Genomic DNA, 22,600 nt, shown 5'->3' with positions numbered 1-22,600 from the left:
TCCGGGGATCTCGTCGCTCGTTTGCCCGGCCCGCGAAACGCACGTATCATGGATCGGGTGTGCGCTCACGCGCTCCGTCCGCCGTGCCTGGGCGCTAGCCGAGGAATGCGGGCGGAACGCTGCTCGCCCACATCTCAGGGACCGGCCTGCGAACAGGTCACCCCCACGGCATATCCACCCACGTAACGCTCGGCACCATCCTGCCGCGCCGGTGGATGAATGTGAGCCCGCCGCGTCACGAATCGCAAGATCCGGATGCAGCGGGGGAGACACGAACGCTGTCACCGTGCAGCACAACATAGGAGAGAACGTGCCAACCATTCAGCAGTTGGTTCGCAAGGGTCGCTCGCCCAAGGTCTCGAAGACCAAGGCGCCGGCGCTCAAGGCGAACCCGCAGCAGGCGGGTGTCTGCACCCGCGTGTACACGACCACGCCCAAGAAGCCGAACTCGGCGATGCGCAAGGTCGCCCGTGTCAAGCTCCGCAACGGCACCGAGGTCACCGCGTACATCCCCGGCGAGGGCCACAACCTGCAGGAGCACTCGCTCGTGCTCGTGCGCGGCGGTCGTGTGAAGGACCTCCCGGGTGTCCGCTACAAGATCGTTCGCGGCGCCCTGGACACCCAGGCCGTCAAGAACCGCAAGCAGGCCCGTAGTCGCTACGGCGCGAAGAAGGGTTGAGTTAGATGCCTCGTAAGGGACCGGCCCCCAAGCGCCCCGTCGTCAACGATCCGGTGTACGGCGCCCCCGTCGTCACCCAGCTCGTCAACAAGATCCTCGTCGACGGCAAGAAGTCGATCGCCGAGTCGATCGTCTACACCGCCCTGCGCGGCGTCGAGGCCAAGAACGGCCAGGACGCCGTCGCGACGCTCAAGAAGGCGCTCGACAACGTGCGCCCGACGCTCGAGGTCAAGAGCCGCCGCGTGGGTGGCTCGACCTACCAGGTGCCGGTCGAGGTCAAGCCTCACCGCGCCAACACGCTCGCCCTGCGCTGGCTCGTCAGCTACGCCAAGGGCCGCCGTGAGAAGACGATGACCGAGCGCCTCCAGAACGAGATCCTGGATGCCTCGAACGGCCTGGGTGCCGCGGTCAAGCGCCGCGAAGACACCCACAAGATGGCCGAGTCGAACCGCGCCTTCGCTCACTACCGCTGGTAAGCCAGCAGCTCGCCGCTCCCGTGGATCCACGGGAGCGGCGGGCCCACGACATCCGTCACCACACGTAAGGACACCCCCGTGGCACAAGAAGTGCTCACCGACCTCAACAAGGTCCGCAACATCGGCATCATGGCGCACATCGATGCCGGCAAGACGACGACGACCGAGCGCATCCTCTTCTACACGGGCGTCAACCACAAGATCGGCGAGACGCACGACGGCGCCGCCACCACCGACTGGATGGAGCAGGAGCAGGAGCGCGGCATCACGATCACGTCTGCCGCCGTGACCTGCTTCTGGGACAAGAACCAGATCAACATCATCGACACCCCCGGCCACGTGGACTTCACGGTCGAGGTGGAGCGCTCGCTCCGCGTGCTCGACGGTGCGGTCGCCGTCTTCGACGGCAAGGAGGGCGTCGAGCCCCAGTCCGAGACCGTGTGGCGCCAGGCCGACAAGTACGACGTCCCCCGCATCTGCTTCGTCAACAAGATGGACAAGCTCGGCGCGGACTTCTACTTCACCGTCGACACCATCGTGAACCGCCTCAAGGCCAAGCCGCTCGTGCTGCAGCTGCCGATCGGTGCCGAGAACGACTTCGTCGGCGTCGTCGACCTCGTCGAGATGCGCGCACTGGTGTGGCCCGGCGACGCCAAGGGCGACGTGACCATGGGCGCCAAGTACGAGATCCAGGAGATCCCGGCGGACCTCGCCGACAAGGCTGCCGAGTACCGCGAGATGCTGCTCGAGACCGTCGCCGAGTCCGACGAGGTGCTCCTCGAGAAGCACTTCAGCGGCGAGGGCCTCACGGTCGCCGAGATCAAGGCCGCCATCCGCAAGATGACGATCAACTCGGAGCTCTACCCCGTGCTCTGCGGCTCGGCGTTCAAGAACCGCGGCGTGCAGCCGATGCTCGACGCGGTCGTGGACTACCTCCCGTCGCCGCTCGACGTGCCCGCCATCGAGGCGCGCGACCCGAAGAACGAAGAGACGATCATCGAGCGTCACGCCGACCGTGAGGAGCCGTTCGCGGCGCTCGCGTTCAAGATCGTGACGCACCCCTTCTTCGGTCGCCTCACCTACATCCGCGTGTACTCGGGTCACCTCGACTCCGGCGCCCAGGTCGTCAACGCGACCAAGGGCAAGAAGGAGCGCATCGGGAAGATCTTCCAGATGCACGCCAACAAGGAGATGCCGGTCGACTCCGTCACCGCCGGTCACATCTACGCCGTGATCGGCCTCAAGGACACCACCACCGGTGACACGCTGTCCGACAGCGCCAACCAGGTCGTCCTCGAGTCGATGACGTTCCCCGAGCCGGTCATCGAGGTCGCGATCGAGCCCAAGACCAAGGCCGACCAGGAGAAGCTGGGTCTCGCGATCCAGAAGCTCGCCGAAGAGGACCCGACGTTCCGCGTCGAGCAGAACTCCGAGACGGGCCAGACGGTCATCAAGGGCATGGGCGAGCTTCACCTCGACATCCTCGTGGACCGCATGAAGCGCGAGTTCAAGGTCGAGGCCAACGTCGGAAAGCCCCAGGTGGCCTACCGCGAGACGATCCGCAAGAGCGTCGAGAAGCACGACTACACCCACAAGAAGCAGACCGGTGGATCGGGTCAGTTCGCGAAGATCCAGTTCACGATCGAGCCTCTCGAGGTCACGGCCGACAAGACGTACGAGTTCGAGAACAAGGTCACCGGTGGCCGCATCCCGCGCGAGTACATCAGCCCGACCGACCAGGGCTTCCAGGACGCCATGAACGTCGGCGTGCTCGCCGGCTACCCCATGGTGGGCGTGAAGGCGATCCTCCTGGACGGCGCGTCGCACGACGTCGACTCGTCCGAGATGGCGTTCAAGATCGCCGGCTCGATGGGCTTCAAGGAGGCCGTCCGCCGCGCGAACCCGGTCATCCTCGAGCCGATCATGGCCGTCGAGGTGCGTACGCCCGAGGAGTACATGGGCGACGTCATCGGCGACCTGAACTCGCGTCGTGGCCAGATCCAGTCGATGGAGGACGCCGCCGGCGTCAAGGTGGTCCGTGCCAACGTGCCGCTGTCCGAGATGTTCGGCTACATCGGCGACCTGCGTTCGAAGACCTCTGGCCGTGCCGTCTACTCCATGGAGTTCGACAGCTACGCCGAGGTCCCGCGCAACGTCATGGACGAGATCGTCCAGAAGACCAAGGGCGAGTAGCCCTGACCTCCGGGATGCCTCCGAGACGAGGCATCCCGGAGCACAACTTCACACAGAACCAACAGAAACCTCTCTACTAAGCTAGAGAAATCCCCGTAGAGAACCGGCGCACACCAGCGTCCGGAAATCTCTACACGAACGTCCTGAGGAGGACCCAGTGGCTAAGGCCAAGTTCGAGCGCACCAAGCCGCACGTGAACATCGGAACGATCGGTCACGTCGACCACGGCAAGACCACGCTCACCGCCGCGATCTCGAAGGTGCTCGCCGACAAGTACCCGTCGGCCACCAACGTGCAGCGCGACTTCGCGTCGATCGACTCCGCTCCCGAGGAGCGCCAGCGCGGCATCACGATCAACATCTCGCACGTCGAGTACGAGACCCCGAAGCGTCACTACGCCCACGTCGACGCCCCGGGTCACGCCGACTACATCAAGAACATGATCACCGGTGCCGCCCAGATGGACGGCGCGATCCTGGTCGTCGCGGCCACTGACGGCCCGATGGCGCAGACCCGTGAGCACGTTCTGCTCGCCAAGCAGGTCGGCGTTCCCTACCTGCTCGTCGCGCTGAACAAGGCCGACATGGTCGACGACGAGGAGATCCTGGAGCTCGTCGAGCTCGAGGTCCGCGAGCTGCTGTCGTCGCAGGACTTCGACGGTGACAACGCTCCCGTCATCCGCGTCTCGGGCCTGAAGGCCCTCGAGGGCGACGAGAAGTGGACGCAGTCCGTTCTCGAGCTCATGGAGGCCGTCGACGAGTCCATCCCCGACCCGGTGCGTGACAAGGACAAGCCGTTCCTCATGCCCATCGAGGACGTCTTCACCATCACCGGCCGTGGCACGGTCGTCACGGGCCGCGCCGAGCGTGGCACGCTGGCCATCAACTCCGAGGTCGAGATCGTGGGTCTGCGCCCGACGCAGAAGACGATCGTCACCGGTATCGAGATGTTCCACAAGCAGCTCGACGAGGCCTGGGCCGGCGAGAACTGTGGTCTGCTCCTGCGCGGCACCAAGCGTGACGACGTCGAGCGCGGCCAGGTCGTCGTGAAGCCCGGTTCGGTCACCCCGCACACCAACTTCGAGGGCACGGCGTACATCCTGTCCAAGGAGGAGGGCGGCCGTCACAACCCGTTCTTCACGAACTACCGTCCGCAGTTCTACTTCCGCACCACCGACGTCACCGGCGTCATCACGCTGCCCGACGGCACCGAGATGGTCATGCCCGGCGACACCACCGACATGACGGTCGAGCTCATCCAGCCGATCGCCATGGAGGAGGGCCTCGGCTACGCGATCCGTGAGGGTGGCCGCACCGTCGGCGCCGGCACGGTCACGAAGATCCTGAAGTAACTTCGGATTCTCTTCTCCGGGTGCCCACGGCATCCGCACCGACAGGGGTCGGGCCTTCGGGCCCGGCCCCTTTCGCGTTCCCTCCCGGGCCGGGTGAATCATCTTGGACTCGATCCGTCGGTGTCCGGTGCGCGCCCGACACCGCGGCGTGCGGCATCCGCTGATGTCGTCGAGCGCCCCCATCTGTTGCGCAGTCCGCTCGTCACGACAGAATGGCGGGGGATGCCCCGCTCGGGGGCGGAGAAGGAGCAGACATGGGTATCGACGACCTCGTCAACCAGGGCAAGGACTTCCTGGAGCAGAACAAAGACAAGATCGACGACGTGATCAAGTCCGAGCAGGCGGAGGGTGTGAGCGACAACGTGCTCGACGCCGCCGCGGACTTCGTCAAGAAGGTCGCCCCCGACAGCATCGACCAGCACGTCGACGGCGTGCGCGACAACATCGACAAGGCAGTCGGCAACGAGTAGAAGCACTCCGTCACGAAGCGGCCCGGGTGATCCCGGGCCGCTTCTGCGTTGGCGCGGGCCCGAGAGGAATGCCGCGAATGCTTGACGCCCGGGAAAGGCAGGCTTACCGTTAGCCCTGGGAACACGTTTCGGTTCGTGTTGGGGAGATAGCCGAACTTCGGGGGATGTGGGATCCACCCGAGTTCAGCGGATGTATCTGTTCGCGAGTCGGAGCGTGCTGGGAGGGGCTCCGACCTGGGGCACCCTGCGTCGTTTCGACCAAGGGTGAAGATGATGTTCAGTCGTACTTTCGTGCGCGCCTCGAACACTGGGGACATGCGCCGCAGCCTGCGCGGATCGCGGGCAACCGAGCGGGGCATCGCGCTCCGCAACCGCTGGGGAGTGGGGGGATTCGCCGCGCTGCTGGCGGGTGCGCTCGTCTTCTCCGGCGTCGCGCCGGCTTCGGCCGACGAGGGCACACCGCCCGATACGCCCGGCACCGAGCAGGCGCAGATCGCGCAGCAGGAGCCGGCACCGGATGCCGCAGCCGAAGCGCCCGCGCCGCCGCCGGCCGAAGCGCCCGCTGTCGAAGAGCCGGTCGAAGCGCCCGCAGAGGCACCGATCGAGCCGGCGGTCGAGGAGCAGCCGGTCACGGAGGGGCCCGTCGAAACGGAGCCCGCTGTCGAAGAGCCGGTGACATCCGACCCGGCCGCGACCACGGAGGACGCAGTCCCCGTCGCGGACGCACCGGTCGAGCCGGAAGCTGCGCCCGCGGTCCAGGCGCTGGAGGTTCAGGCCGAGGCCCCAGCGCCGCTGGTCGGCGTGGTCGGGGTGCTCGAACCCGCGACGAACGAGGCGAACAACGAGACGTACTGGGAGGACCGGTACGCCGAGTTCGACGCCGTGTGCTTCAAGTTCGGCAACGAAGACAGCATCTACGGCAGTGTGACCGATGACGGACTGACGGTGACGCTGAACCCGTTCGACGAGATGTGGGACGGTGAGGGCTTCGTCGCCTTGATCATCAAGGGTGGCAACCTCAACAACGTCGTCGTGAACCCGGAGTCGGGTGTGGCGTACGCGTCGCCGCCGAACCCGAGCGGGAACCAGGCGACGGTGTCGCACTGGATCGTCTGCATCGGTGAGATTCCTGACAAGCCCGGTTCGCTGACGATCGTCAAGAGGTCGGCGGCAGGTGCGCCGCTCGCGGGAGCGACATTCACGATCTCGCCGAACCCGCTCACCGGTGAGGGGAGCCTCGAGGTCACGACGGGCGACGACGGAACCTTCAGCTTCGACGGCACCGTCCTGCACGGGGTGTACACCGTCACCGAGACCGATGCGCCCTCCGGATACCTGCTGCCGGCGTCCGCCTCCCAGCAGGTGGCCGTCGGGTCTGAACAGGACGTCACGGTGACGTTCGTCGACCCGCTCGGCAGTGTGACCTGGCTCAAGCACGATGGTGAGGGGGCGTTGCTCGGTGGAGCGACGTTCCAGATCGCCGCGACGGGCGGCGATGCGGCAGGTGCTCCCTGGGAGCTCGATGCCGGCCCCATCACGGTGCTCGACAACACCGGGCAGCCCGGATACACCGGTCGCGACACGGACGCCGACGCCGGCGAGTTCCTTGTCACCGACCTGCCGACGGGCACCTACTCGGTCGTCGAGACCGTCGCCCCGGCGGGGTACGACCTCGCCGCGGGCGCGCAGATGTTCACCATCTCGGATGCGACGCCGAACCCGGCGCTGGGCATGCCGTTCGTGAACGTCAAGAAGTCGCCGCCTCCGCCGCCGCCGGCACCGCCCGTTCCGCCGGCACCTCCGGCACCTCCGGCACCGGACGGCCCGCCCGCGCTGGCGGTCACGGGCGGTGGCGAGTCGGCGCCGCTCCTGCTGGGGCTCGGATTCCTGGCCATGCTGACGGGAGCGCTGACGCTCCTCGTCACGCAGCGCAGACGTGGTGAGGAGGCGCCTACGGAGTGACAGCGGGAGGGGGTGGAAACCTCCAAGATCTCCCCCCTCCTTCTCCTTCGGGTACACCCGAGTGCCTGAGCTCCTCGTCCGTGACGAGGGGCTCAGAGGCATGTCCGCGGAGGACATATATCCGATACTCGGGCGATCAAAACTGTCCACGGGGGTACTTGACGGGACCGCACTCCAGGCATAGCTTGACCCCGGGAACACGTTTCGGTTCGTGTTGGGGAATTTACCGATCTTCTGGGGAAGATCCGCCGTACCTCGAGTCGAGACGTGCTGGGGAGGGGCTCCGACTTGGGGCACCCTGCGTCGTTTCGACCAAGGGTGAAGTTGATGTTCAGTCGTACATTTGTGCGCACTTCTGGGGGAGTGCGCCGCGGCCTGCGCGAGCAGCGGACAACCGAGCGGAAGATCGCTCTTCAGAAGCGCTGGTGGGTGGGGGGACTTGCGGCGATCGTCGCAGGGTCACTCGTCTTCACCGGCGTTTCGCCGGCTGTGGCCGAGGAGGTGACCCCGAGCGACACCGCGACGACCGAACAGGCTGCGCCTACGGAAGAGACGGCACCGGATGCCACGACACCGGCTCCCGAGGAGCCCGCGGTCGAGGAGCCCGCTGCCGAAGCACCGCCGGCCGAAGACCCGGCTCCACCGACTGAGCCGACGGAGACCGAGACGGAAGTCACGGATGCCGCGAAGCAGGCCGATGCCGCCCCCGAGGTCGCACCCGAGGTGCAGACGCTCGCTGCGGAGGACATCGGACTGCTGGCGCTGCCCTGTGAGGGATGGCCCGTCGCAGGATCGCCCGTCGCGGGGTTCGAGATCGACGGCAACCTCTGTCTCGACGGCGACGGAACACTCGACTGGGCGACCGTCGGCGGCCAGCCGGTTGCGGATGACGGCTACGACGACTCGACCCAGTTCACTCAGGGAGCCAGCGAGAACGACTGGCCCTGGACTCTCGCGCAGACACAGGGGCAGAACGCCCAGGGCAAGAGCGACATCGGCAACGTCTACGCGTACACGCAGACCGTCGGCGGCGACATCTACGCCTACCTCGGGTTCGAGCGTGCGGAGAACACGGGCTCGGTGTCGTATCACGTCGAACTGAACCAGCTGGCCAACTCGTTCGGCCCCGTGCCGAACCGCACTGTCGGGGATCTCCGGCTCACCATCGAGCAGACCGGCAACAACACCATCGCGCTCGTCGACGCCGAGGTGTGGGACGGCGACAGCTGGGAGTCGCTCGGCTCCACCGGCGGATTCGTCGGACAGGTCAATCAGGGCGACATCGACAACCTGTCCGGCGAGGTCCGTGAGGCGGGGACGTTCGCCGAGATCGCCATCAACATCACCGACCTCTTCGAGGGAGAGGGCTGCAGCGGCAACTTCGGTGTGTTGAACGTCCGGTCGAGCGCTTCGCCCGAGGACACCTCGGCGCTCTCCGACTGGGTCGCGCCGATCTCGGTCAACGTGCCGTCGACATGCGCGACGCTGACGATCTTCAAGACCGATCCGGACGGCGGGCCCCTGGCGGGTGCCGAGTTCTCGATCTCGCCCAACCCGGTCACGGGCACCGGCTCGACGACGGGAACCACGAACGCCAAGGGCGAGATCGTCTTCAGCGGCAATGTGCTGCCGGGTCAGTACACGATCACCGAGACCGCGGCGCCCCCGGGCTATCTGCTCGACACGACGCCGCAGGTCGTGACGCTCGGGGATGCGGAGTCGAAGACCGTGACGTTCGTCGACCCGCTCGGAAGCGTGTCGTGGCTCAAGCACGATCGCGCAGGGCAGCTGCTCGGCGGGGCGACGTTCGCGATCACCGCGACCGGCGGCGCAGCCGCGGCGGCCCCGTGGGCGGACGACTTCCCGATGACGGTGGTCGACAACGGCCTGAACGACGCAGACCCTGACGCCGGCGAGATCCTCGTCGAGGACCTGCCGACCGGCGACTACTCGGTCGCAGAGACCGCGGCACCCGCCAACTACGTGCTCGATCCGACGCCCAAGGCGTTCTCGATCACGCAGGAGGCGCCGCATCCGTCGATCCAGACGCCGTTCGTGAACACTCCGTTCGCGAGCGTCACACTGACGAAGGTCTGGGTGAACTCGTTCGCCGGAGACCAGGCCGACATCGCGATCGGCGGCGACGCCGCAGCGAACGGCACCTCGACCGCCCCGACGAACGGGCCGGTCATTCAGGTGGCGGTCGCGCCCGGCTCCGACCTGACCCTCGCCGAGACCCTGGCGGGCACGAACGCCGGACTGTACACGTCAACGCTCTCCTGCGTCGGAGCGACGGTGTCGAACAACACCGGCACGGCCGGCGCGATCTCGGTGCCGGATTACCCGGCGTCGCAGAACGGCGTCCAGTGCACGTTCACCAACACCGCCGTCGAGCGGACCGTGACGCTGCAGAAGCGCTGGGTCGACGCGATCGAGGGCGACACCGCCGAGCTGAACGCGGGCGGCGACGTCGCCACCTCGACGGCGACCGGCGCACCCGGCACCGTCACCGACATCGTGAACGTGGCAGAGGCCACGGTCCGCGTCGGCGACTCGGTCGCGCTGAGCGAGATTCTCGCCGGAACGGGCACGTACTCGTCCGTCTACGAGTGCTCCGCGGGCACGACGACGGGCACCGGCACCGGTACGTCCTTCAGCCTCACCGTGCCCAACGAAGACGTCGTCTGCACCTTCACGAACACCGCACAGGCGGCCACGGTCACCCTCGTCAAGCAGTGGGTGAACGCGTTCGCGAACGACGAGGCCGACCTCTCGATCACGGGAGCGAAGACGGATGCCGAGACCTCGGTCGCCACCGAGGGCAACAGCACCGACAACGCGCACGCCGCGACCGTCTCGGTCCGGCTGGGCGAGAAGGTCACGCTGTCCGAGACGCTGCCGAACACGAACACCGGCGACTACACCACGACATGGTCGTGCTCGGACAACACCAACGGCACCGGCACCAGCATCCCCGAGATCACGGTCTCGCAGGATGTCACGTGCACCATCGTCAACACGGCGAAGGAGATCGACGTCTCGGTCGACAAGAAGTGGGTGAACGCCTTCGAGGGCGACTCGGCCACGCTGTCGATCGACGGCCAGACGGGCGAGAGCATCGCCACGGGCGTGATGCAGCAGCTCGACACCGACGTCGTCACCGCCACCGTGCGCGTCGGCGACGAGGTGACGGTCGGTGAGGTGTTCGGCGACAACCAGGGCACGTACGACACGTCGATCGTGTGCACCGGAGTCGAAGAGACGGTCGACGGCCTCTCGGCGAGCTTCACCGCACCGGACGGCGATGTGGTCTGCACCTTCACCAACACCGCGAAGACGGTGGACGTGACGCTCGAGAAGGCGTGGATCGACGGGGTGACCGGCGACTCGGCCACGCTGTCTGCCGACCTCGCGTCGGGCGACCCCGTCACCGATGTCTCCACCGTCACGGCCGAGACCGGACCGACCTTCACCGATGGCGTGAACGTCGTGACGATCCCCGTCCGGGTGGGCGACACCGTCGCCATGAGCGAGACGGTCGAGGGCATCGGCACATACACGTCGACGTACGCCTGCACCGTTCAGGGAACGACCGGCGACGGCACCGGCCGGTCGTTCAGCCTCACCGTCCCGGACTCGGACGTGGTCTGCACGTTCACGAACGCGGCCCAGAAGGCGACCATCACGCTGATCAAGCAGTGGGTGAACGCGTTCGCCGGCGATGAGGCCGACCTCTCGATCACGGGAGCGGCGACGGATGCCTCGACCTCGGTCGCCACAGAGGGCAACAGCACCGACAACGCGAACGCCGCGACCGTGACGGTCCGGCTGGGCGAGAAGGTGACGCTCTCGGAGTCGCTGCCGAACACGAACACCGGCGAGTACAGCTCGACGTGGTCGTGCTCGGACAACGCCAACGGCACGGGCACCAGCATCCCGGAGATCACGGTCACCGGGCCGGTCACCTGCACCATCGTCAATACCGCGAAGGAGATCGACGTCACGGTCGACAAGGTGTGGGTGAACGCCTTCGCAGGCGACTCGGCCACGCTGTCGATCGACGGCACGACCGGCGAGAGCATCGCGACGGGCGTCGCGGGCTCCGAGACGGATGCCGGCGTCGTGACCGAGACGGTCCGCATCGGCGACGAGGTCACGGTGTCGGAGGTGCTCGGCGACAACCAGGGCATGTACGACACGATGATCGCGTGCACCGGGGCGGACGAGACGGTCACCGATCTGTCGGCGACCTTCACCGCCGTCGACGCCGACGTGGTCTGCACCTTCACGAACACCGCGAAGACGGTGGACGTGACGCTCTACAAGAAGTGGATCGACGGCCTGACCGGTGACACGGCCACCCTCTCGGCGGACCCGGCGACGGGCGACTCGGCGAGCGACGTCTCGACGGTCATCGCCGAGACCGGCCCCACGTTCACCGACACGGCGAACGCGGTGACCGTCGAGGTGCGTGTCGGCGACGTCGTCGACATGGCCGAGGTGGTCGAGGGTGACGGCGTGTACGTCAGCACCTTCGCCTGCGAGTACGGCACGACGACCTCGGATGACCCGACGAACCGGAGCTTCCAGCTCGAGGTCACCGGCGATCAGGACATCGAGTGCTGGTTCGTCAACGAGTCGCAGACCGCGAAGGTGCACCTGGTCAAGACCTGGGTCAACGGTCAGGCCGGCGACACCGCCGAGCTCTCGATCGACGCCGACACGACGGTGACCGACACCTCGACGTCGACGGGCACCGTGGGGGAGTTCACCGACGTGGCCAACGCCATCGTCGCCGACGCCACCATCGGTTCGGAGGTGACGGTCGAAGAGCTGATCGAGGTTGTCGCCGGCGATCCGGCCGACTACACCTCCGGACTGATGTGCTGGACCGAAGGCGACACGGTCGTGCTGGATGTCGACGCTCGCGAGGGCAGCTTCACGATGCCGGACGAGATCGTCTGGTGCGAGTTCGTCAACACGGCGGAACGTCCGACGCTGTCGCTGGTGAAGGTCGTAGACGGCGCCCCGGTGTCCGACACGAACTGGCAGCTGTTCGGCACTCCCGAGGAGGGTGACGTGGTCACCAACCCGGCGGGCGGCGATGTCGCACCGACGCCGGTGCTGCCGGGCGACCCGTTCGCGCTGACCGAGGAGGTCATCGGCGACATGGCTGGTCTCGACGAGTTCGAGATGGGCATGTGGTCGTGCGTGTCTGACGACAGCGGAGCGATCGCGCTCACCGACAGCGAGCCGGGCGCAGCGATGCTGCGCGGTCTCGACAAGGGCGAGCACGTGGTCTGCACCATCGTGAACGAGCACGTCGATCAGGGCATCGAGTTCGACAAGGAGCTGGTCGGCTCCGTGCAGAACGAGGACGGCAGCTGGACGGTGACGTACGAGATCATCGTGCGCAACAACAGCGTCGTCGTCCCCGTCGAGTACGACCTCATCGACACGCTCGATGAGGTTCCGGGCATCGAGTACACCTCGGCGAGCTGGACCGGGCCGACGTCCGGTTCGTTCGACCTGGACAGCTCTCTGACGGCCGATCTCGCCGTGGGCCAGGAGCTCGCGCCTCGCGTGGACGGCAGCCAGGACGTGTACACGGTGGTCGTCGACCTCGAAGTGCACGCGCCCGCCGTCCAGGCCGGCCCCTGCGAGGAGGGCGGGGACGGCATCGGCATCGTCAACACGGCGACGGTCACGGCCGGCGAGCACTCCGACACGGATGACGCGTGCGGCACCGTGCACTACGACGACCTCGACATCGAGAAGACCGCCTCGAGCCTGCCGGAGGGGGGAACGGTGAAGCCGGGCGACACGTTCGACTACGTGCTCACCGTGACCAGCAACGGCACCCGCGACGCGGTCGACGCGATCGTCCGCGACGAGATCCCGGAGGGTCTCAAGGTGACCGCCGTGGCGATGCCCGAGGGCTGGGTGAACGAGAACGCGCCCGACCTCGTCGATGCCGACAACGTGCTGAGCGTCCGCGTTCCCGCGTTCGGTGTGGACGACGTGGCCGAGATCGTGGTGACGGTCGAGGTGGTGGCGGCGAAGGCCGGCGGCACCATCGTCAACACCGCGTGCGTCGCGACGGAGCTGGACCGCAACCCCGACAACGACTGCTCGACGGTGGAGGTGCCGGTCCGCCCGGCGCCCCCGGCGCCTCCGGCTCCGCCCGTCCCGCCGGTGCTGCCGGCGACCGGTGGCGGACAGCCCGCCCCAATCCTGGTCGTCATGGGACTGCTGGCCATGCTGACGGGTGCGACCGCCCTCGTCGTGGCTCGGCGCCGCCGAGGGGAGGCCGCCGCTCAGCTCTGAGCCGCGGAAGAGGGCGGGTGGCCCCCAAGGTCCGCTCTCTCCCGCTCCCGGGTCACACCGGGCGCGTGAGCCCTTCGCCCCCGACGGCGAGGGGCTCGCGTGTGCGCGCCGCCCGTGAGCGGTGACGGATGCCGCGGCCCGGCGGCATCCGTAACGAATCGGTGATTCGGGTAGCGGTGCGCGCGCGTGAGCCGATAGTGTGCACGAGCGACGGTTCGCCGTCGTCCGTGCGCTCACCCGAAGAGCGTTCGGGCTGGCCGTGTGTCACCCGCACATCAAGACGGCCGGAACTGCCCCCTGGGGCAAGGGACGACGCGCCCCCGCGCGTCGGTATGGGAAATACGGTGCGTTCGCGCACTGCTGGGAGTACGGCGCGTATCGCGCGCCGCTGGGAAGACGGCACCTCGTGTGCCGCTGGGATGACGGCGCGCCTCGGCGCGTCGGTGAACGGCGCGCTCGCGCGCGCCGACTGGGGAAGGAACGCTGTGCCTTACGCGCGCAAAAAATCGAAGTCGTTCACTGTTCTGGCGGGTGTGGCTCTGGCCGCATCCCTGATCGTGGCTCCGCTCGTCGGATCCGCGGCCTCCGCCGAAGAGCCCGCTCTGGTGGGCAAGGTCGGAGTGATTCAGGACGCGGGACAGGAGCAGAACAAGACGAGTTACTGGGAGCAGGAGTTCTCCGAGTTCGATGCCAAGTGTTACAAGCACGAAGGCAACGACATCAACAACTCGCACGGGAAGCTCACCAACGGTGGTCTGACCGTCACCCTCAACGAGTACGACGACTCCTGGTGGGGCAACCAGTGGGTGGTGCTCGTCGTCAAGTCGGGCAACCTCAACAACGTGATCGAGAACCCGGTTGCAGGCACCGCGTACGCGTCGCCGATCAACAATGGCGGCCAGCAAGCGCAGGTGTCGCACTGGATCGTGTGCAAGGGCGACGTGCCCGAGCAGGAGCCGGAGCAGCCCGCACCGCTCAAGTCCGACAAGGTCGAGACGACCTTCGACTGCGAGACCGACGTCGCGACCGTGACCACGACCACCACGACCACGCCCTACGTGTGGGACGAGCAGGCGCAGAAGTGGGTGCTCGGCACCCCCGTCGTCGCCGAGCCGGTGGTCACCGAGCGTCCGCTCACCGACGAGGAGCAGCAGGACTGCCCGCCTGACACCACGGTTGTGACGACCGAGTGGGAGGACGGCGTCTGGGAGTGCGGCGACACGACCGTCGAGCAGACGCGCGAGGTCACCACGACCCTCGTCGACTGGCAGGGCAACCCGATCGGTGAGCCGACGGTCGTGACCGAGACGCGGACCCGCGATCTGACACAGGAGGAGCTGGCCGAGTGCCCGCTCGTGCCCGGTGAGATCGAGTCGGTCTGTCTGGGCGACGTGCCGTACCTCGGCTATGAGGTGTCGCTGCCGGAGGGCTACGAGGTCGACAGCGAGACGCCCGTCACGATCACCTTCGTGAACCCCGACGGCGAGGACTACGTCGTCGAGAACCAGCCGCTCGCGGGCACGCTCCTGTGGCCGGGCGCCTCGGCGAGCGCGCCGAAGATGTGGCCGGGCTGGGCGCTCGTCGACGGCGAGTACGTCGAAACCGACGGCAACTACGCGTGGACGCGCGAAGGCGTCACGGTCGAGTTCCACGTGAACCCCGACTACGAGACGGCGATCACCTACCCCGAGGCGACGGCGCTGTGCGCCAACCCGCCGATCGGCGGAGGCGACGAGCCGGCTTCGACGCCGTCCGCACCGCCGGCCCTCGCCGTCACCGGTGGCGGCGTGAGCCCCATCCTGCCGATCGCCGGCGGCGCTGCGCTGCTGATGGGCCTCGCGGCCCTCGCGATCGTGGCGTACCGACGCCGGGTCGCCTCTTAATAGGGACGCAATCACAGACGGAGGCGGTCGCGCGCAGGGCGCGGCCGCCTCTGGCGTTCCCCGGCGCACGTGCCAGGCTGGGAAGCCGCCGAGCATACTCGCCCCGCGACACGCCCGAGTTTGCGACACGCCCGGGCTGCACGTAGACTAATGAGGTTCCACATTCCGGCGCCCCTTTCGGCGTGCACCGGATCACTGCCAGGGCAGTGCATAGGCGGCGAACTCCTCGAGTTCGCAGGGTCCTAGGCCGCGGGCAGCAGAACCACCACATCTCGAATCCTTCCCCATATCGCGGAGCACTGTTCCGCGTGCGGTCCGGAGAACGGATGCCGGGAGCGGCGCTTCGGCGCGGCATCCGGATTGACAGCAGAACAGCGGTGCAGCATTCCTCGCGCACCCGCGAGGAGAAAGTGCCCGGCGCGCAAGCGCCCCGTGCGTCCAATGCCCGAGAGGTATGACGCGGAAAGAGAGTGAGCAGACAATGGCGGGACAGAAGATCCGCATTCGCCTGAAGTCGTACGACCACGAGGTCATCGACTCGTCGGCACGCAAGATCGTCGACACCGTGACCCGTGCGGGCGCGACGGTCGTGGGCCCGGTGCCCCTCCCGACGGAGAAGAACGTGATCGCCGTGATCCGTTCCCCCCACAAGTACAAGGACAGCCGCGAGCACTTCGAGATGCGCACCCACAAGCGTCTGATCGACATCGTCGACCCGACGCCCAAGGCAGTCGACTCGCTCATGCGTCTCGACCTCCCGGCCGATGTGAACATCGAGATCAAGCTCTGAGGTTCGACATGGCTGACATCAACAACAAGGTTTCCAAGGGCCTGCTCGGCACCAAGCTCGGCATGACCCAGGTCTGGGACGAGAACGGCAAGCTCGTTCCCGTCACCGTCATCGAGATCGCCCCGAACGTGGTCACCCAGGTTCGCACGCCCGAGAAGGACGGCTACAAGGCCGTGCAGATCGCGTACGGGCAGATCGACCCCCGCAAGGTGAACAAGCCCGCGACCGCTCACTTCGAAGCGGCCGGCGTCACCCCGCGTCGTCACCTCACCGAGGTCCGCACCGCGGACGCTGCTGACTACTCACTCGGTCAGGAGCTCACGGTGGACGGCACGTTCGAGGCCGGACAGCTGGTCGACGTCGTCGGCACCAGCAAGGGCAAGGGCACCGCGGGTGTCATGAAGCGCCACAACTTCAAGGGCGTCTCCGCTTCGCACGGTGCGCACCGCAACCACCGCAAGCCCGGTTCGATCGGCGCCTCGTCGACCCCGAGCCGCGTCTTCAAGGGCATGCGCATGGCCGGCCGTATGGGCGGCGAGCGCGTGACCGTTCTCAACCTCACGGTGCACGCCGTCGACGCCGAGAAGGGTCTGCTGCTCGTCAAGGGCGCCGTCCCCGGTGCTCGTGGCCGCATCGTCTACGTCCGCAACGCAGTGAAGGGTGCCTGAACTCATGGCTGACTCGACTCTCGCGCTCGACGTCGTGAAGGCAGACGGCAAGAAGGCCGGCTCCGTGGAGCTGCCCGCCGCCCTGTTCGACGTCAAGACGAACATCCCGCTCATCCACCAGGTCGTCGTCGCGCAGCTCGCGGCGGCTCGCCAGGGCACCCACTCGACCAAGCGTCGCGGTGAGGTCTCGGGCGCCGGCCGCAAGCCCTTCAAGCAGAAGGGCACGGGTAACGCCCGCCAGGGCTCGATCCGCGCGCCTCAGATGACCGGCGGTGGCATCGTGCACGGCCCGAAGCCGCGCGACTACTCGCAGCGCACGCCCAAGAAGATGATCGCCGCCGCCCTGCTGGGCGCGCTCAGCGACCGTGCTCGTGGCGAGCGCCTGCACGTCGTCGAGTCCTTCGGCATCGAGGGTGCCCCCTCGACGAAGGTCGCTTCGACGGTGCTGACCGCGCTCGGCGCGACCAAGAACGTCCTGGTCGTCATCGATCGCGACGACGAGCTCACCACGCTGAGCGTCCGCAACCTCGCGTACGTGCACGTGCTGTACTCCGACCAGCTGAACGCCTACGACGTGATCGTCTCGGACGACATCGTCTTCACCAAGGCCGCTTACGACGCGTTCGTCGCGTCGAAGACCGGCGCCACCGAGGAGGTCTCGGCATGAGCAACATCGCCGTCAACAAGGACCCGCGCGACATCATCCTGAAGCCGGTCGTGTCGGAGAAGAGCTACGGGCTCATCGACGAGGGCAAGTACACGTTCCTCGTGGACCCGCGCGCCTCGAAGACCGAGATCAAGTTCGCGATCGAGAAGATCTTCGGCGTCAAGGTGGCCGCGGTCAACACGATCAACCGCGTCGGCAAGGCCCGTCGCACCCGCTTCGGCACCGGCAAGCGCAAGGACACCAAGCGCGCCATCGTGACCCTGAAGTCGGGCACCATCGACATCTTCACGGCAGTCGGCTGACGGTCGGGATAGAGGACTAGAGATATGGCTATTCGCAAGTACAAGCCCACGACCCCGGGTCGCCGCGGCTCGTCGGTGGCCGACTTCGCCGAGATCACCCGATCGACGCCTGAGAAGTCGCTCCTCCGCCCGCTGAGCAAGACCGGTGGCCGCAACAACCAGGGTCGCATCACCACGCGTCACATCGGTGGTGGCCACAAGCGCCAGTACCGCGTGATCGACTTCCGTCGCAACGACAAGGACGGCGTCAACGCGAAGGTCGCTCACATCGAGTACGACCCCAACCGCACCGCGCGCATCGCGCTCCTGCACTACTTCGACGGCGAGAAGCGCTACATCCTCGCGCCGAACAAGCTGCAGCAGGGCGACATCGTCGAGTCGGGTGCCTCGGCTGACATCAAGCCGGGCAACAACCTGCCGCTGAAGAACATCCCCACCGGTACCGTGATCCACGCGATCGAGCTCCGCCCCGGCGGCGGTGCCAAGCTGGCGCGTTCGGCCGGTGTCTCGGTGCGTCTCGTCGCCAAGGACGGTCCCTACGCCCAGCTGCGTCTGCCGTCGGGCGAGATCCGCAACGTCGACGCGCGCTGCCGCGCGACCGTCGGCGAGGTCGGCAACGCCGAGCAGTCGAACATCAACTGGGGCAAGGCCGGCCGCAACCGCTGGAAGGGCATCCGCCCGACCGTCCGCGGTGTCGCGATGAACCCCGTCGACCACCCCCACGGTGGTGGCGAGGGCAAGACCTCCGGTGGTCGTCACCCTGTTTCGCCGTGGGGCCAGGCCGAAGGCCGCACCCGTCACGCGAACAAGGAAAGTGACAAGTACATCGTCCGTCGTCGCAACGCCGGCAAGAAGCGCAAGTAGGAGTAGAGGAAGATGCCTCGTAGCCTTAAGAAGGGCCCCTTCGTCGACGAGCACCTGCTTCGCAAGGTCGTCGTCCAGAACGAAGCCGGTACCAAGAACGTCATCAAGACCTGGTCGCGCCGCTCGATGATCGTGCCGGCCATGCTCGGTCACACGATCGCCGTGCACGACGGTCGCAAGCACATCCCCGTGTTCGTCACCGAGACCATGGTCGGACACAAGCTGGGCGAATTCGCGCCCACCCGCACCTTCCGCGGCCACGTGAAGGACGACAAGAAGGGCCGTCGCCGCTAAGGCGACGCAAGAGGAGAGAGAAATGGTGGAGTCCATCGCACGCGTGCGACACATCCGCGTGACCCCTCAGAAGGCTCGTCGTGTCGTCGCGCTCATCAAGGGCAAGCAGGCCGAGGAGGCCCTGGCCATCCTCAAGTTCGCGCCGCAGGGTGCGAGCGAGCCGATCTACAAGCTCGTCGCCTCGGCGATCGCGAACGCTCGCGTGAAGGCCGACAAGGACAGCGAGTTCCTGGACGAGCAGGACCTGTACGTGAAGAACGCGTACGTGGACGAGGGCACGACGCTCAAGCGTTTCCGCCCCCGCGCCCAGGGTCGCGCATTCCAGATCAAGAAGCGCACGAGCCACATCACGGTCGTGCTCTCGACGCCCGAGGTCGCTGAGTCGGCCCCGGCTGCCAAGACCAAGAAGGCGAGCAAGTAATGGGACAGAAGGTAAACCCGTACGGCTTCCGCCTCGGCATCACCACGGACCACGTGTCCCGCTGGTTCTCCGACTCGACGAAGCCGGGACAGCGCTACGCCGACTACGTGGCCGAGGACATCAAGATCCGTCGCCTGCTGACGACCTCGCTCGACCGCGCGGGCGTCAGCAACATCGAGATCGAGCGCACGCGTGACCGCGTCCGCGTCGACATCCACACCGCCCGCCCGGGCATCGTGATCGGTCGCCGCGGCGCCGAGGCCGAGCGCATCCGCGCCGACCTCGAGAAGCTCACCGGCAAGCAGATCCAGCTGAACATCCTCGAGGTCAAGAACCCCGAGGCTGACGCTCAGCTCGTCGCGCAGGGCATCGCCGAGCAGCTCACCGCACGTGTGGCGTTCCGCCGCGCGATGCGCAAGGGCCTGCAGGGCGCGCAGCGCGCCGGCGCCAAGGGCGTCCGCATCCAGGTCTCCGGCCGCCTCGGCGGCGCCGAGATGAGCCGCTCGGAGTTCTACCGCGAAGGTCGTGTGCCCCTGCACACGCTGCGCGCGAACATCGACTACGGCTTCTACGAGGCGAAGACCACCTTCGGCCGCATCGGCGTGAAGGTCTGGATCTACAAGGGCGACCTCACCAACAAGGAGCTCGCGCGCGAGCAGGCGAACCAGAAGCCGGCGCGCGAGCGCGGTGACCGTCGCGGTCCGCGCGGCGACCGCCGCAACGAGGCCCCCGTGGCAGAAGGAGCGTCGGCGTAATGCTCATCCCCCGCAAGGTCAAGTACCGCAAGCAGCACCACCCGGGTCGCAGCGGCCAGGCCACCGGCGGCACGAAGGTCTCCTTCGGCGAGTTCGGCATCCAGGCGCTCACGCCCGCGTATGTGACGAACCGTCAGATCGAGTCCGCTCGTATCGCGATGACCCGTCACATCAAGCGTGGCGGCAAGGTGTGGATCAACATCTACCCCGACCGTCCGCTCACCAAGAAGCCGGCCGAAACCCGCATGGGTTCCGGTAAGGGTTCGCCGGAGTGGTGGGTTGCAAACGTCAAGCCGGGTCGCGTCCTCTTCGAGGTCGCCGGCGTCAACGAGGAACTCGCTCGTGAGGCCCTGACCCGTGCCATCCACAAGCTGCCTCTCAAGGCACGCATCATCAAGCGCGAGGAGGGCGACGCGTAATGGCGATCGGCACCAAGACGCTCGCCCCGAGCGAGCTCGACACGTTCGAAGACCAGCGCCTGGTCGAGGAGCTGCGCAAGGCCAAGGAAGAGCTGTTCAACCTGCGCTTCCAGTCGGCCACCGGCCAGCTCGAGAGCCACGGCCGCATCCGTGCGGTCAAGCGCGACATCGCGCGGCTCTACACCGTCATCCGTGAGCGCGAGCTCGGCATCCGTGCCACTCCCGCCCCCGTGGAGACGGCGACCAAGGCGAAGAAGACGAAGGCCAAGAAGGCGGATGCCGCTGACGAGGCTACGAAGGAAGAGGCCGAGTGATGGCTGAGACCAAGAAGAAGGCTGCCGAGGCTGCAGTCGTCGAGCAGGCGGCCGGCCACGAGTCGTCCGCGCACGACGTGCGCGACGCCGACGCCCGTGGCTACCGCAAGGCCCGCCGCGGCTATGTCGTCAGCGACAAGATGGACAAGACGATCGTCGTCGAGGTCGAGGACCGCGTGAAGCACCCCCTCTACGGCAAGGTCATCCGTCGCACCTCGAAGGTCAAGGCGCACGACGAGGGCAACACCGCCGGCATCGGCGACCTCGTCCTCATCAACGAGACCCGCCCGCTGAGCGCCACCAAGCGCTGGCGCCTGGTGGAGATCCTCGAGAAGGCGAAGTAAGCAATGATTCAGAACGAATCCCGCCTCAAGGTCGCCGACAACACCGGCGCCAAGGAGCTGCTCACCATCCGTGTGCTCGGTGGATCGAACCGGCGTTACGCCGGCGTCGGCGACATCATCGTCGCGACGGTCAAGGACGCGATCCCCGGCGGCAACGTGAAGAAGGGCGACGTGGTCAAGGCCGTCGTCGTCCGCACCGTCAAGTCGACCCGTCGTCCCGACGGGTCCTACATCAAGTTCGACGAGAACGCCGCCGTCATCCTGAAGAACGACGGGGAGCCCCGCGGCACCCGCATCTTCGGACCGGTCGGCCGTGAGCTTCGCGACAAGAAGTTCATGAAGATCGTCTCGCTGGCCCCGGAGGTCATCTGATCATGGCGAAGATCAAGAAGGGCGACCTGGTTCAGGTCATCTCGGGCGCCAAGCCCGAGCGCGGCGGCGACCGCGGCAAGCAGGGCAAGGTCCTCGAGGTCCTGGCCGAGCAGAACCGCGTCATCGTCGAGGGCGTGAACTACGTCACCAAGCACAGCCGTGTGGGCCAGTCCCAGCGCGGCACCAAGACGGGCGGCATCGAGACGATGGAAGCCCCGATCCACATCTCCAACGTCGCCGTCGTCGACCCCTCGACCAAGAAGCCGACCCGTGTCGGCCACCGCGTCGAGGAGCAGACGAAGGACGGCGTGAAGCGCACGGTCCGCGTGCGCTACGCGAAGAAGTCAGGCAAGGACCTCTGAATATGAGCACCGCCACTGCCGCGCCCGCTGGCAAAATCCAGCCGCGCCTGAAGCAGAAGTACAACACCGAGATCAAGAAGGCCCTGCAGGAGGAGTTCGGATACCCGAACGTCATGCAGATCCCCGGGCTGGTCAAGGTCGTCGTCAACACCGGTGTCGGTGAGGCCGCTCGCGACAGCAAGGTGATCGATGGTGCGGTCGACGACCTCACCAAGATCACCGGTCAGAAGCCCGTCGTCACGAAAGCCCGCAAGTCGATCGCGCAGTTCAAGCTGCGTGAGGGACAGGCCATCGGCGCGCACGTCACCCTCCGTGGCGACCGCGCGTGGGAGTTCGTGGACCGTCTGGTCAACCTCGCGCTTCCCCGCATCCGCGACTTCCGCGGCCTGTCGGGCTCGCAGTTCGACGGCAACGGCAACTACACCTTCGGTCTCCAGGAGCAGTCCGTGTTCCACGAGATCAACCAGGACAAGATCGACCGCGTCCGCGGCTTCGACATCACGGTCGTGACGTCGGCGAAGACGGATGCCGAAGGCCGTGCGCTGCTGCGCCACCTCGGCTTCCCCTTCCGCAACGAAGACCAGGCGTGATTCGCGGATGCCTCGGCCGGCGCGCCGCGCAGGCCGGGGCATCCGATCTCCACAACTGAACATCGTCATCATGGAAGGTCGTCTGTCGTGTAACGGC

General features: G+C 67.0%; 22 protein-coding genes. All 22 read left to right on the top strand.

The features are described from left to right. The first annotated feature begins 310 nt into the window (after positions 1-310). The 22 genes from rpsL to rplE all read left to right on the top strand — a co-directional run bounded on the left by rpsL (position 311) and on the right by rplE (position 22,503). A complete protein-coding gene (rpsL, locus tag HF576_RS11025; protein ID WP_018171438.1) occupies positions 311-679 on the top strand; it encodes a 30S ribosomal protein S12 in 369 nt (122 codons plus the stop codon). A 5-nt stretch (positions 680-684) separates the two neighbouring features. After that, complete coding sequence (gene rpsG, locus HF576_RS11020) at positions 685-1,155, top strand: 30S ribosomal protein S7 (RefSeq protein ID WP_019181739.1); 471 nt, start codon at positions 685-687, stop codon at positions 1,153-1,155. A gap of 78 nt (positions 1,156-1,233) precedes the next feature. Beyond that, the gene (gene fusA, locus HF576_RS11015; protein ID WP_168912881.1) at positions 1,234-3,348 is read left to right on the top strand and encodes an elongation factor G; all 2,115 of its coding nucleotides are present in this window, start codon (positions 1,234-1,236) and stop codon (positions 3,346-3,348) included. Between the two features lie 157 nt (positions 3,349-3,505). Beyond that, positions 3,506-4,699 (top strand): elongation factor Tu, encoded by a 1,194-nt coding sequence (gene tuf, locus HF576_RS11010; RefSeq protein WP_168912880.1) that lies wholly within the window; start codon positions 3,506-3,508, stop codon positions 4,697-4,699. A gap of 254 nt (positions 4,700-4,953) precedes the next feature. Continuing rightward, positions 4,954-5,169, top strand: a complete 216-nt coding sequence (locus HF576_RS11005; protein ID WP_168912879.1) for an Rv0909 family putative TA system antitoxin — start codon at positions 4,954-4,956, stop codon at positions 5,167-5,169. A gap of 315 nt (positions 5,170-5,484) precedes the next feature. Then, complete coding sequence (locus HF576_RS11000; protein ID WP_168912878.1) at positions 5,485-7,131, top strand: MSCRAMM family protein; 1,647 nt, start codon at positions 5,485-5,487, stop codon at positions 7,129-7,131. Positions 7,132-7,458: 327 nt separating this feature from the next. Continuing rightward, positions 7,459-13,458: a SpaA isopeptide-forming pilin-related protein gene (locus HF576_RS10995; RefSeq protein WP_168912877.1), complete on the top strand. Its 6,000-nt coding sequence runs from the start codon at positions 7,459-7,461 to the stop codon at positions 13,456-13,458. Between the two features lie 419 nt (positions 13,459-13,877). Then, complete coding sequence (locus tag HF576_RS10990; protein ID WP_168912876.1) at positions 13,878-15,341, top strand: hypothetical protein; 1,464 nt, start codon at positions 13,878-13,880, stop codon at positions 15,339-15,341. A 481-nt stretch (positions 15,342-15,822) separates the two neighbouring features. Then, entirely contained in the window at positions 15,823-16,131 is a 309-nt protein-coding gene (gene rpsJ, locus HF576_RS10985) for a 30S ribosomal protein S10 (RefSeq protein WP_106816553.1), read from the top strand. A gap of 8 nt (positions 16,132-16,139) precedes the next feature. Further along, the gene (rplC, locus tag HF576_RS10980) at positions 16,140-16,799 is read left to right on the top strand and encodes a 50S ribosomal protein L3 (RefSeq protein WP_168912875.1); all 660 of its coding nucleotides are present in this window, start codon (positions 16,140-16,142) and stop codon (positions 16,797-16,799) included. A 4-nt stretch (positions 16,800-16,803) separates the two neighbouring features. After that, positions 16,804-17,466: a 50S ribosomal protein L4 gene (gene rplD, locus HF576_RS10975; RefSeq protein ID WP_168912874.1), complete on the top strand. Its 663-nt coding sequence runs from the start codon at positions 16,804-16,806 to the stop codon at positions 17,464-17,466. Further along, on the top strand, positions 17,463-17,768 hold the full coding sequence (gene rplW, locus HF576_RS10970) for a 50S ribosomal protein L23 (protein WP_168912873.1): 306 nt from the start codon (positions 17,463-17,465) through the stop codon (positions 17,766-17,768). The genes rplD and rplW overlap by 4 nt, the downstream gene beginning before the upstream one ends. A gap of 24 nt (positions 17,769-17,792) precedes the next feature. Then, on the top strand, positions 17,793-18,632 hold the full coding sequence (gene rplB / locus HF576_RS10965; protein ID WP_168912872.1) for a 50S ribosomal protein L2: 840 nt from the start codon (positions 17,793-17,795) through the stop codon (positions 18,630-18,632). 12 nt (positions 18,633-18,644) lie between these two features. Further along, positions 18,645-18,926, top strand: coding sequence for a 30S ribosomal protein S19 (gene rpsS / locus HF576_RS10960; RefSeq protein ID WP_168912871.1), 282 nt, complete (start codon positions 18,645-18,647; stop codon positions 18,924-18,926). Positions 18,927-18,948: 22 nt separating this feature from the next. Beyond that, entirely contained in the window at positions 18,949-19,347 is a 399-nt protein-coding gene (gene rplV / locus HF576_RS10955) for a 50S ribosomal protein L22 (protein ID WP_168912870.1), read from the top strand. Further along, on the top strand, positions 19,347-20,102 hold the full coding sequence (rpsC, locus tag HF576_RS10950; protein ID WP_168912869.1) for a 30S ribosomal protein S3: 756 nt from the start codon (positions 19,347-19,349) through the stop codon (positions 20,100-20,102). The genes rplV and rpsC overlap by 1 nt, the downstream gene beginning before the upstream one ends. Beyond that, the gene (gene rplP / locus HF576_RS10945) at positions 20,102-20,521 is read left to right on the top strand and encodes a 50S ribosomal protein L16 (protein ID WP_018171451.1); all 420 of its coding nucleotides are present in this window, start codon (positions 20,102-20,104) and stop codon (positions 20,519-20,521) included. The genes rpsC and rplP overlap by 1 nt, the downstream gene beginning before the upstream one ends. Beyond that, positions 20,521-20,835 carry a 50S ribosomal protein L29 gene (gene rpmC, locus HF576_RS10940; protein ID WP_019181721.1) on the top strand — a complete coding sequence of 105 codons (315 nt, stop codon included), beginning with the start codon at positions 20,521-20,523 and terminating at the stop codon, positions 20,833-20,835. The genes rplP and rpmC overlap by 1 nt, the downstream gene beginning before the upstream one ends. Continuing rightward, positions 20,835-21,179, top strand: a complete 345-nt coding sequence (gene rpsQ / locus HF576_RS20605) for a 30S ribosomal protein S17 (RefSeq protein ID WP_168912868.1) — start codon at positions 20,835-20,837, stop codon at positions 21,177-21,179. The genes rpmC and rpsQ overlap by 1 nt, the downstream gene beginning before the upstream one ends. Before the next feature lie 3 nt (positions 21,180-21,182). After that, positions 21,183-21,551 carry a 50S ribosomal protein L14 gene (gene rplN / locus HF576_RS10930; protein WP_168912867.1) on the top strand — a complete coding sequence of 123 codons (369 nt, stop codon included), beginning with the start codon at positions 21,183-21,185 and terminating at the stop codon, positions 21,549-21,551. Positions 21,552-21,553: 2 nt separating this feature from the next. Then, complete coding sequence (rplX, locus tag HF576_RS10925) at positions 21,554-21,913, top strand: 50S ribosomal protein L24 (protein WP_168912866.1); 360 nt, start codon at positions 21,554-21,556, stop codon at positions 21,911-21,913. Positions 21,914-21,915: 2 nt separating this feature from the next. Further along, positions 21,916-22,503, top strand: coding sequence for a 50S ribosomal protein L5 (gene rplE / locus HF576_RS10920; protein WP_168912865.1), 588 nt, complete (start codon positions 21,916-21,918; stop codon positions 22,501-22,503). Positions 22,504-22,600 lie beyond the last annotated feature (97 nt).

It is taken from the genome of Microbacterium salsuginis (genome assembly GCF_012524205.1).
Lineage (GTDB): Bacteria > Actinomycetota > Actinomycetes > Actinomycetales > Microbacteriaceae > Microbacterium > Microbacterium salsuginis.
The sequence above is the reverse complement of the archived record's forward strand: the minus strand, read 5'-3'. Positions and strand labels throughout refer to the sequence as shown.

Bases quoted from the DNA above. Each gene is read 5' to 3' on its own strand.
- rpsG (WP_019181739.1), top strand. From the start codon at position 685: ATGCCTCGTAAGGGACCGGCCCCCAAGCGCCCCGTCGTCAACGATCCG.
- rpsS (WP_168912871.1), top strand. From the start codon at position 18,645: ATGCCTCGTAGCCTTAAGAAGGGCCCCTTCGTCGACGAGCACCTGCTT.
- HF576_RS11000 (WP_168912878.1), top strand. From the start codon at position 5,485: ATGCGCCGCAGCCTGCGCGGATCGCGGGCAACCGAGCGGGGCATCGCG.
- rpsC (WP_168912869.1), top strand. From the start codon at position 19,347: ATGGGACAGAAGGTAAACCCGTACGGCTTCCGCCTCGGCATCACCACG.
- HF576_RS10990 (WP_168912876.1), top strand. From the start codon at position 13,878: ATGACGGCGCGCCTCGGCGCGTCGGTGAACGGCGCGCTCGCGCGCGCC.
- HF576_RS11005 (WP_168912879.1), top strand. From the start codon at position 4,954: ATGGGTATCGACGACCTCGTCAACCAGGGCAAGGACTTCCTGGAGCAG.
- rplW (WP_168912873.1), top strand. From the start codon at position 17,463: ATGAGCAACATCGCCGTCAACAAGGACCCGCGCGACATCATCCTGAAG.
- rplD (WP_168912874.1), top strand. From the start codon at position 16,804: ATGGCTGACTCGACTCTCGCGCTCGACGTCGTGAAGGCAGACGGCAAG.
- rpsQ (WP_168912868.1), top strand. From the start codon at position 20,835: ATGGCTGAGACCAAGAAGAAGGCTGCCGAGGCTGCAGTCGTCGAGCAG.
- rplV (WP_168912870.1), top strand. From the start codon at position 18,949: ATGGTGGAGTCCATCGCACGCGTGCGACACATCCGCGTGACCCCTCAG.
- rpsJ (WP_106816553.1), top strand. From the start codon at position 15,823: ATGGCGGGACAGAAGATCCGCATTCGCCTGAAGTCGTACGACCACGAG.
- rplB (WP_168912872.1), top strand. From the start codon at position 17,793: ATGGCTATTCGCAAGTACAAGCCCACGACCCCGGGTCGCCGCGGCTCG.
- rplN (WP_168912867.1), top strand. From the start codon at position 21,183: ATGATTCAGAACGAATCCCGCCTCAAGGTCGCCGACAACACCGGCGCC.
- HF576_RS10995 (WP_168912877.1), top strand. From the start codon at position 7,459: ATGTTCAGTCGTACATTTGTGCGCACTTCTGGGGGAGTGCGCCGCGGC.
- rplC (WP_168912875.1), top strand. From the start codon at position 16,140: ATGGCTGACATCAACAACAAGGTTTCCAAGGGCCTGCTCGGCACCAAG.
- rplP (WP_018171451.1), top strand. From the start codon at position 20,102: ATGCTCATCCCCCGCAAGGTCAAGTACCGCAAGCAGCACCACCCGGGT.
- rpmC (WP_019181721.1), top strand. From the start codon at position 20,521: ATGGCGATCGGCACCAAGACGCTCGCCCCGAGCGAGCTCGACACGTTC.
- rplE (WP_168912865.1), top strand. From the start codon at position 21,916: ATGAGCACCGCCACTGCCGCGCCCGCTGGCAAAATCCAGCCGCGCCTG.
- rplX (WP_168912866.1), top strand. From the start codon at position 21,554: ATGGCGAAGATCAAGAAGGGCGACCTGGTTCAGGTCATCTCGGGCGCC.